General features: G+C 44.0%; 12 protein-coding genes. 7 read left to right on the top strand and 5 right to left on the bottom strand.

Annotated features, from left to right (window positions below):
* Positions 1–223: 223 nt before the first annotated feature.
* Positions 224–1,972 carry a formate--tetrahydrofolate ligase gene (locus BCV39_RS14650; RefSeq protein ID WP_102431260.1) on the top strand — a complete coding sequence of 583 codons (1,749 nt, stop codon included), beginning with the start codon at positions 224–226 and terminating at the stop codon, positions 1,970–1,972.
* A gap of 237 nt (positions 1,973–2,209) precedes the next feature.
* Positions 2,210–4,114 (top strand): diguanylate cyclase, encoded by a 1,905-nt coding sequence (locus BCV39_RS14645; RefSeq protein ID WP_102431261.1) that lies wholly within the window; start codon positions 2,210–2,212, stop codon positions 4,112–4,114.
* Between the two features lie 35 nt (positions 4,115–4,149).
* On the opposite strand, the gene BCV39_RS14640 is transcribed toward BCV39_RS14645, so the two are convergent.
* A complete protein-coding gene (locus tag BCV39_RS14640) occupies positions 4,150–4,755 on the bottom strand; it encodes a beta-phosphoglucomutase family hydrolase (RefSeq protein ID WP_102431262.1) in 606 nt (201 codons plus the stop codon).
* A gap of 87 nt (positions 4,756–4,842) precedes the next feature.
* On the opposite strand from BCV39_RS14640, the gene arfB reads away from it, so the two are divergent.
* The gene (arfB, locus tag BCV39_RS14635; RefSeq protein ID WP_048660225.1) at positions 4,843–5,253 is read left to right on the top strand and encodes an alternative ribosome rescue aminoacyl-tRNA hydrolase ArfB; all 411 of its coding nucleotides are present in this window, start codon (positions 4,843–4,845) and stop codon (positions 5,251–5,253) included.
* Between the two features lie 93 nt (positions 5,254–5,346).
* On the opposite strand, the gene BCV39_RS14630 is transcribed toward arfB, so the two are convergent.
* Entirely contained in the window at positions 5,347–5,664 is a 318-nt protein-coding gene (locus BCV39_RS14630; protein WP_048662017.1) for a helix-turn-helix transcriptional regulator, read from the bottom strand.
* Between the two features lie 201 nt (positions 5,665–5,865).
* On the opposite strand from BCV39_RS14630, the gene BCV39_RS14625 reads away from it, so the two are divergent.
* The gene (locus BCV39_RS14625; protein ID WP_102431266.1) at positions 5,866–6,192 is read left to right on the top strand and encodes a hypothetical protein; all 327 of its coding nucleotides are present in this window, start codon (positions 5,866–5,868) and stop codon (positions 6,190–6,192) included.
* 85 nt (positions 6,193–6,277) lie between these two features.
* Here the strand turns inward: BCV39_RS14625 and BCV39_RS14620 are convergent, their stop codons facing one another.
* The 3 genes from BCV39_RS14620 to BCV39_RS14610 form a co-directional block, all read right to left on the bottom strand.
* Positions 6,278–7,339 carry a trypsin-like serine protease gene (locus BCV39_RS14620; RefSeq protein WP_102431263.1) on the bottom strand — a complete coding sequence of 354 codons (1,062 nt, stop codon included), beginning with the start codon at positions 7,337–7,339 and terminating at the stop codon, positions 6,278–6,280.
* Positions 7,340–7,618: 279 nt separating this feature from the next.
* A complete protein-coding gene (gene gcvT, locus BCV39_RS14615) occupies positions 7,619–8,752 on the bottom strand; it encodes a glycine cleavage system aminomethyltransferase GcvT (RefSeq protein ID WP_102431264.1) in 1,134 nt (377 codons plus the stop codon).
* A 448-nt stretch (positions 8,753–9,200) separates the two neighbouring features.
* A complete protein-coding gene (locus BCV39_RS14610; protein WP_017105927.1) occupies positions 9,201–9,824 on the bottom strand; it encodes an XRE family transcriptional regulator in 624 nt (207 codons plus the stop codon).
* 441 nt (positions 9,825–10,265) lie between these two features.
* On the opposite strand from BCV39_RS14610, the gene BCV39_RS14605 reads away from it, so the two are divergent.
* From BCV39_RS14605 to gcvP, 3 genes are all read left to right on the top strand, one after another.
* Complete coding sequence (locus BCV39_RS14605) at positions 10,266–11,558, top strand: serine hydroxymethyltransferase (protein ID WP_017064653.1); 1,293 nt, start codon at positions 10,266–10,268, stop codon at positions 11,556–11,558.
* 51 nt (positions 11,559–11,609) lie between these two features.
* Entirely contained in the window at positions 11,610–11,990 is a 381-nt protein-coding gene (gcvH, locus tag BCV39_RS14600) for a glycine cleavage system protein GcvH (RefSeq protein WP_017105929.1), read from the top strand.
* Between the two features lie 89 nt (positions 11,991–12,079).
* A complete protein-coding gene (gene gcvP / locus BCV39_RS14595) occupies positions 12,080–14,959 on the top strand; it encodes an aminomethyl-transferring glycine dehydrogenase (RefSeq protein WP_102431265.1) in 2,880 nt (959 codons plus the stop codon).
* Positions 14,960–15,289: the final 330 nt, after the last annotated feature.

The following is a 15,289-nucleotide window of genomic DNA, read 5'->3' as shown; positions in this document are numbered from 1 at the left end:
ATATGCAGCCCTTTTTGTATTCAACACCAATATAACTGCAACTGTAGGTAATCAGATCGAATATTTTGCTCGTTTAAGATTTGATCTCGCGCAATGACTCTTTAGATCTGTTATCTTCCAGCACATAATTCGTGTGGTTTGCCTTTACTTGGCAGATTTATACAGTACCATCGCCACGCAAACGTTTACGTACCACCTTTCGGTTCTGATATAAGGATCAAATATGCTGTCTGATATTGATATTTGTCGCTCTACTCCCCTTAAAAACATCAGTGAGGTTGCCAAGCAAGCTGGCCTACAACACAACGAACATCAGCCATTAGGGCAATACAAATCTAAAGTGTCTCTCACATCACTTGAACGCCTCTCCAACCAACAAGATGGTAAATTGGTCGTAGTCACGGCGATTACACCCACGCCACTCGGCGAAGGCAAAACGGTGACCACCATCGGGCTAGCACAAGGTCTTGCCAAAATTAACCAATCAGCGATGGCGTGTATTCGTCAGCCTTCAATGGGCCCTGTATTTGGTGTTAAAGGTGGCGCAGCTGGCGGTGGCTACTCTCAAGTCGCTCCTATGGAACAGTTGAACCTACATCTAACTGGTGACATTCATGCTGTTACGGCCGCTCACAACCTTGCCTCTGCAGCAATCGATGCACGTTTGTATCATGAACAGCGTGAAGGCTTAGAAGCCTTTGAAGCGCGCTCAGGCTTAAAAGCACTGGATATCGACCCCACTAGAATCGTATGGCGACGTGTACTCGACCATAATGATCGCGCGTTACGCATGATCACGGTAGGCAAGAACGAAGCAAGCAAAACAATTAACGGCTTTGAGCGCGAAGATGGATTTGATATCTCAGCCGCTTCAGAGCTGATGGCTATCCTTGCTCTAGCAGATGACCTTCAAGATTTAAGAAAGCGCATTGGACGAGTGGTACTTGCTTACAACAAACAAGGCTTGCCGTTAACCGCAGATGACTTCAATGTTGCAGGCGCAATGACCGTAACAATGAAGGATTCTATTGAACCAACATTGATGCAAACCCTTGAAGGCGTTCCTACCCTAATTCACGCCGGGCCTTTCGCAAACATCGCACATGGTAACTCTTCAATTATTGCCGATAAGATTGCTCTTAAACTGAGTGACTTTGTGGTAACTGAAGGCGGTTTCGGCTCAGACATGGGTTTCGAGAAAGCATGTAACATCAAGGTTAAGGCATCCAACAAGAAGCCTGACTGTGCCGTTGTTGTTGCGACACTACGCGGATTAAAAGCGAACTCAGGTTTGTACGATTTAAGACCGGGCACCCCACTACCAGATTCAATCTTTAATGATGACCAAAACGCGCTTGTTGCAGGGTTTGAGAACCTAAAATGGCACATAACCAACGTTAAGCAATACCAAGTGCCAACAGTTGTTGCGATTAACCAATTCCCACAAGACTCAGCTCAAGAGCTCGATGCTTTGAAACAGATGATCACCGACTTCGACCCAAGCGTTAGCGTTGAAGTGAGCGAAGCATTTGGTCAAGGCGGCGAAGGGACGACTCAACTGGCTCGCGCCGTGGTAAAAGCTTGCCAAAAGGAGTCTGAATTTGAGCCTTTGTACCACTCTGAGCAAACCCTAGAAGAAAAGCTAATGGCTGTCGCTGAAGTCGGTTATGGCGCGGCAAGTATTTCACTATCTCCACTGGCTAAAAAACAACTAGCTGAATTCAAACTGCATGGCTATAGCAACCTATCAGTTTGTTTGGCAAAAACACCACTATCGGTCTCGACAGAAGCACACATAAAAGGTGCTCCCACTCAATTTGACGTACCCGTTAGAGAGCTAAAATTGTGTGCTGGTGCTGGCTTTATTTACGCGTTGTGTGGCAATGTGATGACCATGCCAGGCTTACCTGACAAACCAGCGTTCATGTCGTTAGATATTGACAGTAATGGAAATATCGTCGGCCTAAGCTAAATACCCTTAGTTAGATAAACGACAAATAATCGCGATTAATTTGGCTCAATTTTCAGACCGGTGTTCTATATTGAGCAATCATTTCCTAACGAAGTAATTGCTCAACAATCAAGCTTAAGTGCAAGAAGTTGCAATAAAAACGTAGTTATATGCGCATATTGTCTTAAGTTCTGGGGCAAGATCACATTAAAAACCTTATAAAATATATAGTATTGCGCTGATTCTTTGAGGACAGTGATGAATACAAGTATAAAAAAACTAATCGGGCAATTTCTATGCACCATATTTGCCCTAGGATTAGTCCCTGCCCTCTATATTAACTCTGAATTTGACAGGGTCGATGCTCAGCATACGCTAAATATCAAACAATCCAGCCAGAACCAAATCGAATACAGTTTTCACGAACTCGCCGTTATTGTTGAGCAAATATCTAACTCTGTTCCTTCTATTGCAGACTCTCAAACGTTACTTCGTGCCGTTCAAGAACCTTCACTCATCCACAAAGAAACGCTACAAGATCTTTGGGTAATGTTAGCTCGTGGCCAAAAATACTATTCTCAGCTTCGTTATCTCGATCTAGCTGGCAACGAAGTGTTCCGCGTTAACTACAAAGACGGTCAAGCAATCGTGGTCCCAGATAACGAACTGCAGAACAAGTCTTCACGTGATTACTATGAGGAACTGCAACGATTAAAGATTGGTGAAGTTAGTTCTCGCGGCATTGACCTAGAAGTTGAAAACGGAGAGATCGTTCGTCCTTTAATACCAGCGCTTCGCATTATGACGCCAGTCGCTGAAAACAATCGCATCATTGGTTACTTCATCGCAAACCTAAACATGCTCGAGATCTATAAGCGCCTTCACTATCAGATTGGTGCATCGTCTGCTGTTCCGATTATTCTCAACAAAACCGGACACATCATTATGGGGCCAGACCCAAAGGAATCTTTCGGACATGTGATTGAGTCACGTTCAGAGCGAACTTACGCAAAGTTATACCCGGAGCTTTGGACTGCGATTCAAGACAAGAAATCTTCTAGCTATTTTGATGGTAAGAACTGGTATTTCCACTCTGATATCAGCCCCAACATAAAACAGTTCGAAGGCCCAATCTACATGGTTCTTCATATTGAAAATCAGCAGTTCAGCAGTCAATACCGACAAGAAAAACAAGCGATTGTCGTTCAGATCATCACTTTATCTTTCTTGATTTCAATGATCTCTGCTGGCTTCGTATTGTGGAACAGCAATCACAAGAAGAACAGTATCGAGAGCCAACTGGCTAAAGCAGCAATGAATGGCATGTCTGCCTTGGTGATTACCGACAGAAACAACCGCATCATCAAAGTAAACCAAGAGTTCACCCGCGTGAGTGGCTACGAGTTAGAAGACGTAAAAGGTCGTCAACCATCGATGTTTGCCTCTGGCCGCTACAATGAAGAGTTCTACATCAAGATGTGGAGTATCATCAAAGAGAAAGGCATGTGGGAAGGCGAAGTCGTTAACCGACGTAAAGACGGGTCTTTAATCACGGAAATACTGCGAATCCAAACCATCAAAGATTCGAAAGACGTGATTCAGTTTTATGTCGCTTCATTTGTGGATATCAGTAAACACAAAGAGCTAGAAAACAAACTGAGAAACCTGAGCGAAAAAGATGCCTTAGCTGGGTGCTGGAACCGCCGTAAGTTCGATCTTGAGCTGCGAGATGAGTGTTCTCGTGTGAATCGTTATCCTACTCGTGAACAGTCTTGCTTAGCGATCTTAGATATAGACCACTTCAAACGCATCAACGACAGATTTGGTCACGATTATGGTGATCGCGTCATTCAAACGGTTGCTCAAGTACTCCAGCGAGAATGCCGTGAAACAGATTTTGTCGCTCGTATTGGTGGTGAAGAATTTGGCGTTATTCTGCCTCACACTACAACAGAAGAAGCTGAATACGTTCTTAATAGGCTCAGAATCGCTGTCAGTATCGAACTCGACAACGTAGTCACCGTGAGCGGTGGGATTACTAACGTAACAAATGATCCAGCACTTAATTACAAGTGCGCCGATTTAGCCCTATACGAAGCTAAAGCAGCAGGGAGAAACAATGTGTGCTTATTCCTAGATAAAGAGATGAGCGAAATAGCCTAGCAAATGACAATTGCATTCACTTGCCCGGCAAACGATCAGCTTGGAGCCGGATAAAATTCTAACTTGCTCCCCTCAACGACAAGAATACAATCCATGTTCGCAGCATGAGCAGCCTGCTTACCTAGGTTCGTATCTTCAAAAACAACACACTGCTTTGGCTGCAAACCCATACCAAAACACGCATCTAAGAAGGTATCCGGATTGGGCTTGTGATTCTTAACGTCTGTTGCTGTCACTAGGATATCGAGCTTACTCAAGATGTCTGTCTTATCCAGTAACTGTTCGGCACTTTTACGTTGACTGCCCGTTCCTACTGCAATCTTCTTATTACCCAGATGCTCTAACAGCAGAGAGTGAGTACAAGGGATAACGTCTCCTTTGTCTTCAATAGCCGCAAACGATGCCATTTTAAACGTGGACACAGCTTGTAGGTCGAGAGACAAACCGTATTTACTGTTCACCTCACCGGCTATTTTGTAGCTCGGCATGCCACCTAAGCTATGCAGCCAAGACGCTTCAAAATGAAAGCCGAACTCTTCAGCCGTTTGCTGCCACGCCTTTACATGTGCAGGCATTGTATCGATCAACGTACCGTCCATATCAAAGATCAATCCTTCATACGCCGTTAAATCTATTTTCATCACTACTACCACTCTTTAAGAAAGTTACTGATACCATAACCAATATTCAGTATCATGACCCCATATTACCGTTCAAAATGGATGTTTATGTTACAAATATCTAACTCTGTTTCGATTCAAGACTGGGAACTCCAGTTAACAGCGATCAGAGCCCAAGGAGCCGGCGGTCAGAACGTCAATAAAGTATCGAGCGCGATACATTTACGTTTTGATATCACACACTCCACCCTGCCCGACTTCTATAAAGAAAAGCTTTTGGCACACAAAGATAGTCGCATCACCAAAGACGGGGTGATTATCATTAAGGCGCAACAATATAGAACTCAAGAACAAAACCGAGATGATGCTTTAGTGCGTTTGAAAGAATTGATCTTGGAAGCGACAAAGGTTCAAAAAGTAAGAAGAGCAACAAAACCAACGCGTGGCTCTCAGAAAAGACGTTTAGAAAGTAAGAAGCAGAGAAGTACCACCAAACAGCTACGCGGAAGAGTGAGCTGATGGCTTCATGCCCTCAGTAACCACATTACTGTAGAAAGACCTGTCAATTTGACTAACGAATAGATCCATTACGCTGTTTATTTGAAAGTAAGATTACTGCTTCTTTTTGACCGACAAAATCAGTTTGATCAACAACATTCGCTCTTCGCTGGTCAGTAAGCGACTGACCGCTGCAACGTCTTCCGCTGTTGCTTGTGATGCACCCACAATATCAAGAACCACATCCAAATCCGTCACCTTTAAGGTTCTGGTGATTGAACGATACTGAGACATCTTAATATCCGCCTCGCCACGTTCAATCCGTTGATAGGTTTTTAAACTCATTCCTGAACTCGAGGCTAACTTTTCTTGAGACAAGTTAGCTTGTTTCCTACGCTCAATCAGCGCCACTATTATGGGTTCTTGTGACATAAGCTCATCCTCAAAAGACAGTTATGACCTAAATTCAGCAAGAAGCAGACCATATTGACTTGTGATGGTTTACATAAGCCATCAAAGGCATATTATCCAATTATTAAAAAACGTTACGTATCATAAACTTTCACGCTTTGATTGGTCGTGAGCGTAAAGGCTAGAAGACTTGAAGACTCAAGTGTTGGGAAATTAAAAAAATTGCATATTGCGAATAAGAAAAACGTCAAATTGGAAATTGCGAATCACTATACATTGGCATTTCCTTGCATTAGTCACGCATTAGAATCAGACAATCCCCGCCCAGAAATTATTGCAATACAACATAAGCTACTCACTTACAAAGAGGTGTTGCTACACGGGAGCATGTTGGAAGGTAAGGAATTAAAGCAGGCTTTTTCTGCATTGAACGAAAATGAAAAAGGTGTAGCGCAAGGTGGGATTAAAAGCATCAATGCTGCGATAAAAGAGATGGATGAGATTCTAGAAAGATACAGCCGTAAAGCAGTAATCGAGCTGAGTAACTAGTTCGACAAACAACTAACCAACTGTAAAAGTAAAAGTCGACGCTATCGTTAGATAAAGCGTCGACTTGTTCAAACATTTTGAAGTTCTACCGTTTAACTGCTTTTCTAACACCAGCAATCAACATCAGCATACCTAGCAAACCAAATGAAACACTACCTCCGCTGCTGCCAGAACCAGATGAAGTTCGCGCATTCACATAAGCTGTTCGCTTAGCGTCAGTAGAAACAAATTGAGCGGTTTCAGTTCCAGCAATTACGCTATCAATCCAAGCTTCATAGTCAAGGATTTCAGTAAATACAGATGTCACCGTAGAGTTTCCACCACATGTGTCTGGCCCAAAGCTAGTGATACCAACCTGTCTATACTCAGTGCCATCTTTCCAATAGACTGGACCACCAGAGTCACCTTGACAAGTACCATTATAAAGACCGGTGAATACGCTATAGTCACCATTAAAACAAATTTGATTATCAGTTAATGTCGAGCCATCAATAAAAGCAGTTGCACAAGTCGCATTGTCTACGTAATTAAGAGATGCTTTTTGCAATAAGGTCGTGCTGTCAAAACCTGAACGTGTATCACCATGGCCAACAGCAACGAAGTCATTAACACCAATTCGATAATCATCGTTTGAAGGACGCTTAACAACATCATTGATTGAGTCGACATTCAGTGCGCTTTCTAACTTAAGTATAGCAACGTCATTGCGTAATAGGTCGCTCAACGCATTTGAATAATCACTGCGATAGTAAACTTCGGATACACGTGCTTTTTGAATGTTACCGTTAGGAAATTGAGACGAATCTTCAAGTTGAGGGACAACAGTAGTAAACAATTGACCTTCTTCGTTACCGTAAATACAGTGCGCTGCGGTTAGAATGTGGGTCGGGTCTAAAATGGTTGCGCCGCAATAAGGGCCTGTTGAGTAAACACCATCATAATCAATACGATCAATGAACAAACTCGCCATTGAAGGGAATTCCGTCACTGAAGCATCACTACCATTCACAATATAAGGTGTTACGTTCGCGTCAGGAGAAGTTTCGACCGAGTTTTCCGTCGCCAATGCACTAGATGTATAAATCAACGGTGCTAATAGCACTAAAACGACTTTACGAACTGGACTCATTGTATGGTTAACATTCATAGATAACTCCTTGTAACTCTTACTACTTATTTACAAAAATGATGAATCGCCACCATAACACGTCACAACCGTGATTATAGTAAGTATTTGTAACGATATCGCCACATATCTCATTTTATAAACGAATTTTAAGTAACCGTTGTTAGTGGGTAACGCTAAACCTAATACGCTCACAAAAACATACGCTTTCAAAAACAAAAAAGCCCACCGTCGGACTTCTCTATACAGGGAATCAAACAATAGGCTTTTGTTATGTATTGCGGTTTCTCTTAAACGAGATTAGCCACGGTAGTAACGTTGAGGTACGAATGGCATTTTTTCTACTGTCATTGGTAGTTTCTTACCACGAACTTCAGCAAATACTTCGGTGCCGATTGCTGCTAGATCAGTGCGCACGTACGCCATTGAAACTGGTTTACCCGCGTTAGGACCAGCTGTACCACTAGTTACCACACCAACCTTGTTACCTTCAGCGTCAAACAATTCAGCACCTTCACGTACTGGTGCTTTAGTTTGACCAACAAGACCAACACGCTTGCGTTGAACGTCTTTAGTCGCGATTTGCTCAAGGATGATATCAGCGCCAGGGAAACCGCCAGCACGCTCCCCGTCAGTACGACGCACTTTTTGAATACCCCATAGAAGGCTAGCTTCTACTGGCGTTGTTGTTGTATCTAGGTCGTGACCGTAGAGACACAAACCACACTCAAGACGAAGTGAGTCACGTGCACCAAGGCCAATCCACTCTACTTCAGCTTCTGAAGTTAGCTTACGTGCTAGTGCTTCAGCATGATCATTCGGTACAGAGATTTCGTAACCATCTTCGCCTGTGTAACCACTGCGGCTTACGATACATTCCACACCATCGATATCCACTTTTTGAACATCCATGAACAGCATGTCTGCAACGCTAGGTTGGAAACGAGCCAGTACTTCAGACGCTTTAGGGCCTTGAAGTGCTAGTAGAGCGCGGTCATCAATCACTTCCATTTCTACGTCTGCAGGAAGGTGAGCCGTTAGGTGGTCGATATCTTGTGTCTTACAAGCTGCGTTCACAACAACAAATAGGTGATCGCCAAGGTTCGCAACCATCAGGTCATCCATGATGCCGCCCTGATCGTTAGTAAAGAACGCGTAACGCTGCTTACCAGAAGGAAGGTCAATAATATCTACAGGAACCAAAGACTCTAAGACAGCAGCTGCATTTGCACCATGTAGACGAAGTTGCCCCATGTGAGAAACATCAAAAAGACCGGCAGCGTCACGAGTGTGTAAGTGCTCTTTCTTTACACCTAGTGGGTACTGAACTGGCATATCGTAGCCAGCGAAAGGAACCATTTTCGCACCCTCTTCAACGTGAAGTGCATGCAGTGGTGTTTTTAGTAGGTCTTGATTAGCGTGTTCTTGAGTCATTTTATTCTCCATGAAGCGTTGCAGGCTGTCCAAAATCGAGTCTGCCGCTTATATCTCTATTTAGAGTCGCCTCTAACGATACGGGTTAACGTTAGAAACAGTAGATAGTAAAAAGTGATGTCTTTTATATAGGCTTATATTGTTAGCGTTATAAATATGAATAGCTGTACAAACCCTATACAACTCACTTTCTAAGAATTCACTTCAGTAAACTTCAATCAACATGAGTAAACCGTGTTCACTATAATAAACAAGCCTGAGTGAGTTTTACACCCTTAACAAGATTAAAACAGCTCAAAATGTGACATTTAACAATTTAAAAACAATTATTCGATACATACAAAAACGCGATATTGATGATTTTCACATCAATATCGCGTCATTTGACAAACGTTAGAAACAAAAGCAAACGTTTGCATTCACTATAAGAAATTCTAAGTTTGTTAACTTATTTTGCAGTCACCCACAAAATCAGCGCATCTTCTGCACTAGTAGAAATCAACATGTGGCCCATATTGGCATCGTAATACATGCTGTCGCCTTCGCTCATTGGTACGGGTTCGTAGAATTCTGAGTAGAACATCACATCACCGGAGATGATCATTAAGAACTCTTCACCATCGTGACGAACCCAATCATTATATTCTTCAAAAGTACGCGCTCTTACGCGGCTTTTGAACGGCATCATCTTCTTATTAGAAAGCTCTGTCGCAAGCAACTCATGTTCGTAAGTTGGTGTTGGGTGTGGTTTGCCCTGGCCTGCCTTGGTTAAGTCTCGACGTCCTGTTGCGACTTTTTTCCTTGGCGGTTCAAAGAGTTGTGGCATATCAATTTGCAAACCCATCGCCAATTTTTGCATTGCTTGAAACGTTGGTGAGATCTGTTCATTCTCGATTTTGCTGAGCGTAGAACGCGCCAAGCCAGTTCTTTGGCTTGCTTCTTCTAACGTAATCCCAAGCTTGCCGCGGATATCTTTAATACGCTGGCCTAGCCTGAGTGGTTCTATATTCTGGTCTAACGTTTCCTTCGCCAACGTTAAAGATGGGTACTCATCATAAATGTCTTCTGACATAGGTCCCTCATTATTTTCTTACTTCCTGTCTATTCATTTCATTGTTGCATGAAGCGCTTTGTTGATTAAAGAGCACACACAGAAATAAAGCGTGCTCCCTGTAGCAAAACGAGAAAAGTTGTTTCCTATTGGAAATTTTTGTTGAAAATTGATTTTATCAGAGCTATGTTATCGACTTGTTAGATGAAGAGATGCTACTTCAGCTTGCAGCAAATGATAGATTTAACATTTGTAAGAGCTGTTTTTTACCCGAACTTTTTGGGAAACAATTCGTGCTGCATTGACCCTACAACGATCGCTTAGACGCTGTAAGAGTATATTTATAACGCAATTCACGTTTATCTATACCTATATAGCGCAAACGATACCGATGCAGAAATCAACGTAAGACCTAATGGACTATAAAAACAATCACCATTAGCTTAATGAAAGGTCTCGACAATGAACGCTTACCAAAACCATAGCTTAGACAGTTTTTTCTCTACGAACCTATCTGCGACTGACGACGCAGTATTTGCTGGAATCCAAGCAGAGAACACTCGTCAAAACGAACAAATCGAACTTATTGCTTCTGAGAACATCGTTTCTAAAGCAGTAATGCAAGCTCAAGGCACTTGCCTAACCAACAAATACGCTGAGGGCTACCCAGGTCGTCGTTACTACGGTGGTTGTGAGCACGTAGATACAGTAGAAGCTATCGCAATCGAACGCGCTAAGCAGCTGTTCAAATGTGAATACGTAAACGTACAGCCTCACTCTGGCGCTCAAGCAAACGGCGCAGTTAAACTTGCCCTACTTCAACCTGGCGACACTATCCTAGGTATGTCTCTTGACGCTGGTGGTCACCTTACACACGGTGCACGTCCTGCAATGTCTGGTAAATGGTTCAACGCAGTTCAATACGGCGTAGACCGCGACACTCTTGAAATCGATTACGAAGCAGTTCGCGCTTTAGCTATCGAAAGCCAACCTAAAATGATTATTGCTGGTGGTAGTGCTATCCCACGCGTTATCGATTTCGCTAAGTTCCGTGAAATCGCTGACGAAGTTGGCGCAATCCTAATGGTCGATATGGCACACATCGCGGGTCTTATTGCGACAGGTGCTCACCCTAGCCCACTACCACACGCTCACGTTGTTACGACAACAACGCACAAGACACTTCGTGGCCCACGCGGCGGTATGATTCTGACTAACCACGAAGACATCAACAAAAAGATCAATTCTGCTGTGTTCCCTGGCCTACAAGGCGGCCCACTAATGCACGTTATCGCGGCTAAAGCAGTAGCATTTGGCGAAGCACTTGGCCCAGAATTTAATACTTATATTGATTCAGTGATCGACAACGCAAAAGTTCTTGCTGAAGTGTTGCAAACTCGCGGTTGTGACATTGTGACTGGCGGAACAGACACGCACCTAATGCTGGTTGACCTTCGTCCTAAGGGCTTGAAAGGTAACGTAACTGAAGAAGCATTAGAGCGTGCAGGGATCACATGTAACAAAAATGGTATACCATTCGATTCAGAGAAGCCTATGATTACTTCTGGCATTCGTTTAGGTACGCCAGCTGGAACCAGTCGTGGTTTTGGCACTGAAGAATTCAAACTTATCGGTGAATGGATCGGCGATGTACTTGATGGCTTAGTTGAAAGCCCTGAAGGCAACGCTGAAGTTGAGCAACGTGTTCGCAAGCAAGTTAAAGAGCTTTGCAAGCGCTTCCCTCTTTACCGTTAGACCGTTTTTAAGATTTAAATTAAAACCTCATAAATTTTTGGAGAATAAGCAATGGACAATACACTAAAGTTTGCAGACAGCCACGAGTGGGTAAAAGACAACGGTGACGGTACTGTAACTATCGGTATTTCTGAGCACGCTCAAGAGATGCTAGGTGACGTTGTGTTTGTTGACCTGCCTGACACTGGAGACGAAATCGAAGCTGGCGAAAGCTTCTCTCTAGTTGAATCAGTGAAAGCAGCTTCTGATATCTACGCACCAATCTCTGGCGAAATCGTAGAAATCAACGAAGAATTAGAAGATAGCCCTGAGTTAATTAACGAAGAATCTTATGAAGGTGGTTGGATTGTTAAAGTGAAGATGTCTGATGCGTCTGAACTAGACAACCTTAAGGATGCGGAAGAATACCTAAGCTCTATCGAAGAAGACTAATAGGTAACCTCATTACGATAAAGCTGCTCTTTTGAGCAGCTTAATTTTAGGGGCTAGCTCACGGCTCCAGAGAGAAAGTAGAACATATCATGACTGAATTACTTCAAAGCCAATTACTGAAAGACCTGGGTACTCAAAACGAGTTTGTTGCTCGTCATAACGGCCCTAATAAAGCAGACCAGCAGAAAATGCTTGATGCGATCAACGCGACTAGCTTAGACGCACTGATCGACGAAACGGTTCCTGCACAAATCCGTCTTGAAAAACCAATGACACTTGCTGCGCCACTGAGCGAAATGGACATGCTGACCTCTCTTAAAGAGATCGCTAACCTAAACCAAGTGAAACGTACTTTCATTGGCCAAGGCTACTACAACACATTCACTCCAAACGTTATTCTACGTAACGTTTTAGAGAACCCAGGCTGGTACACAGCTTACACACCATACCAACCAGAGATTTCTCAAGGTCGTCTTGAATCTCTACTAAATTACCAACAAATGGTAATGGACCTAACCGGTATGGAAATCGCGAACGCATCCCTTCTTGATGAAGCGACAGCGGCTGGCGAAGCGATGACACTGTGTAAGCGTGCTGGTAAAAGCAAGAGCAAAGTATTCTTCGTTGCTGACGATGTTCACCCTCAAACACTAGAAGTTGTTAAAACTCGTGCTGAGTACATCGGTTTTGAAGTAATGGTTGGTGCTCTTGAAACACTTCCAGAGCAAGACGTATTTGGTGCGCTTCTTCAATACCCTAGTACAACGGGTGAAGTTCGTGACCTAACAGACATCATTGCGAAAGCTCAAGCTAACAAAACACTGGTTACAGTTGCTACTGACCTACTTGCTTCTGCTCTACTTAAGCCTGCTGGCGAAATGGGCGCAGACGTAGTTATCGGTTCAGCGCAACGTTTCGGTGTTCCTATGGGTTACGGCGGTCCACACGCTGCATTCATGGGTACTCGTGAAAAGCATAAGCGTACAATGCCAGGTCGTGTAATCGGTGTATCTATCGATACTCACGGTAACCAAGCGCTACGTATGGCAATGCAAACTCGTGAGCAACACATCCGCCGCGAGAAAGCGACATCGAACATCTGTACAGCTCAAGCACTTCTAGCAAACATGGCGTCTTTCTACGCGGTTTACCACGGTGCAGAAGGCCTACGTACTATTGCTCGTCGTACACATCATATGACAGCTATCCTAGCAGCTGGCCTGACTAAAGCGGGTTACGAGCTAACGAACAACAGCTTCTTCGATACCATCACGATCAACTCTGAAGAGAAGACAGATGCACTGTACGCGAAAGCGCAAGCAGCAGACATCAACCTTCGCCTTCTTAAGGGTAAGATCGGTATCAGCTTAGATGAAACAACAACGATCGACGACGTGAATTCACTGTTTGCAATCTTCGACGTGAAAGAAGACGTTCAAGCACTATCTTCTGACATTGCTTCAAACGAATTTGCAGCAATTCCAGAAAACTGCCGTCGTGAATCAGAGTTCCTAACTCACCCAGTATTCAACACGCACCACAGCGAAACGCAAATGATGCGTTACCTAAAACAGCTTGAGAACAAAGACTTCTCACTAACGCACGGCATGATCCCACTGGGCAGCTGTACGATGAAGCTGAACGCTGCTGCTGAGATGATTCCAGTAACATGGCCTGAGTTTGGTTCAATTCACCCATTCGCACCTCTTGAGCAGGCAGCGGGTTACACTGCACTAGCGAAAGATCTTAAAGAGAAGCTATGTGAAATCACCGGTTACGACGATTTCTCACTACAGCCTAACTCTGGTGCATCTGGTGAATACGCGGGGCTAATCGCGATTCAACGTTACCACGCAAGCCGCGGTGAAGCTCACCGTAACGTTTGTCTGATTCCAAGCTCAGCGCACGGTACTAACCCTGCAACAGCATCAATGGTTTCAATGAAGGTAGTGGTTGTTAAGTGTGATGAAGATGGCAACATCGACATGACAGACCTAGCAGCGAAAATCGAGAAGCACAAAGAAAACCTATCAAGCATCATGATCACTTACCCTTCTACGCACGGCGTATACGAAGAGCAAGTGAAAGAAGTGTGTGAACAAGTGCACGCAGCGGGCGGTCAGGTTTACCTAGACGGCGCGAACATGAATGCTCAAGTAGGCCTAACTTCACCTGGCTTCATCGGTTCAGACGTATCTCACTTGAACCTACACAAAACATTCTGTATCCCACACGGTGGTGGTGGACCGGGTATGGGTCCTATCGGTGTTAAATCTCACCTAGCACCTTTCCTACCAGGTCACATCGAAAATGGTGTACAAGGTTCTGACTACGCGGTATCAGCTGCAGATCTAGGTAGTGCTTCTATCCTACCTATCTCTTGGGCTTACATCGCAATGATGGGCGAACCTGGCCTAACAGACGCAACGAAAGTAGCGATTCTGAACGCGAACTACGTGATGGAAAAACTACGTCCTCACTACCCTGTTCTTTACCGTGGCACTAACGGCCGCGTAGCGCACGAATGTATTATCGATATTCGTCCGCTTAAAGAAGACACAGGCATCAGCGAAGAAGATATTGCTAAGCGTCTAATGGACTTCGGTTTCCACGCTCCGACGATGTCTTTCCCAGTAGCTGGCACACTAATGGTAGAGCCAACTGAATCTGAAGATTTAGAAGAGCTAGACCGTTTCTGTGAAGCGATGATCGCAATCCGTCACGAAATGGCAGCAGTGAAAGCGGGTGAATGGCCACTAGACAACAACCCTCTAGTGAACGCACCGCACACACAAGTTGACCTAGCTGGCGCAGAATGGGATCGCCCTTACTCTCGCGAACTGGCTTGCTTCCCATCGAAAGCAACCAAGAACTCGAAGTACTGGCCAACAGTTAACCGTGTAGACAACGTATACGGCGACCGTAACCTAATCTGTTCTTGCCCAAGCATCGATAACTACGAAGACTAATTCGTAGCGGCGCTAAGCAGCGAAACATAACAAAAGGCGAACCAAACGGTTCGCCTTTTTGTTGTCTGAAATTCAAGACCAATAAATGGGTTGACCTTACCGTAAGGGAAAGGTTTAAGGTAAAATAAATCCAATGATGAATGAGGAAACGATGATGGGATGTTGTAACAAAGCGCCAAAAGGTGGAGCCCCTCTTGGCTTGCTTCTAAAAGTCACGATTGGAATTGGTCTTTTTGTGTTTCTGCTGGCTTTGTGGCAGTAGATAGATAAATGTTTCACTTCCAAAAAGCTTGAAGATTATAGCTTCTAACTGTTTGTTGCCCGGGTGAT

The organism is Vibrio sp. 10N.286.55.E10, from assembly GCF_002872555.1.
GTDB lineage: Bacteria > Pseudomonadota > Gammaproteobacteria > Enterobacterales > Vibrionaceae > Vibrio > Vibrio crassostreae.
The sequence above is the reverse complement of the archived record's forward strand: the minus strand, read 5'-3'. Positions and strand labels throughout refer to the sequence as shown.